The sequence below is a fragment of the Staphylococcus sp. GDY8P57P genome (genome assembly GCF_017892585.1).
Taxonomy (GTDB): Bacteria; Bacillota; Bacilli; order Staphylococcales; family Staphylococcaceae; genus Staphylococcus; species Staphylococcus borealis.
Window position 1 is genome coordinate 1 of sequence record NZ_JAESLK010000141.1, and the last position, 539, is coordinate 539.

Annotated in this window: 1 protein-coding gene; it reads left to right on the forward strand. The window is 37.5% G+C overall.

All coding sequences use genetic code 11. From position 1 onward, the window contains the following. The first annotated feature begins 113 nt into the window (after positions 1 to 113). Positions 114 to 518 carry a bleomycin binding protein gene (gene bleO / locus KA878_RS14010; RefSeq protein ID WP_001242578.1) on the forward strand — a complete coding sequence of 135 codons (405 nt, stop codon included), beginning with the start codon at positions 114 to 116 and terminating at the stop codon, positions 516 to 518. Positions 519 to 539: the final 21 nt, after the last annotated feature.

Sequence of the window (539 nt, forward strand, 5' to 3'; positions counted from 1 at the left end):
GGTGTGCTTAAATCGGGCCATTTTGCGTAATAAGAAAAAGGATTAATTATGAGCGAATTGAATTAATAATAAGGTAATAGATTTACATTAGAAAATGAAAGGGGATTTTATGCGTGAGAATGTTACAGTCTATCCCGGCATTGCCAGTCGGGGATATTAAAAAGAGTATAGGTTTTTATTGCGATAAACTAGGTTTCACTTTGGTTCACCATGAAGATGGATTCGCAGTTCTAATGTGTAATGAGGTTCGGATTCATCTATGGGAGGCAAGTGATGAAGGCTGGCGCTCTCGTAGTAATGATTCACCGGTTTGTACAGGTGCGGAGTCGTTTATTGCTGGTACTGCTAGTTGCCGCATTGAAGTAGAGGGAATTGATGAATTATATCAACATATTAAGCCTTTGGGCATTTTGCACCCCAATACATCATTAAAAGATCAGTGGTGGGATGAACGAGACTTTGCAGTAATTGATCCCGACAACAATTTGATTAGCTTTTTTCAACAAATAAAAAGCTAAAATCTATTATTAATCTGTTCA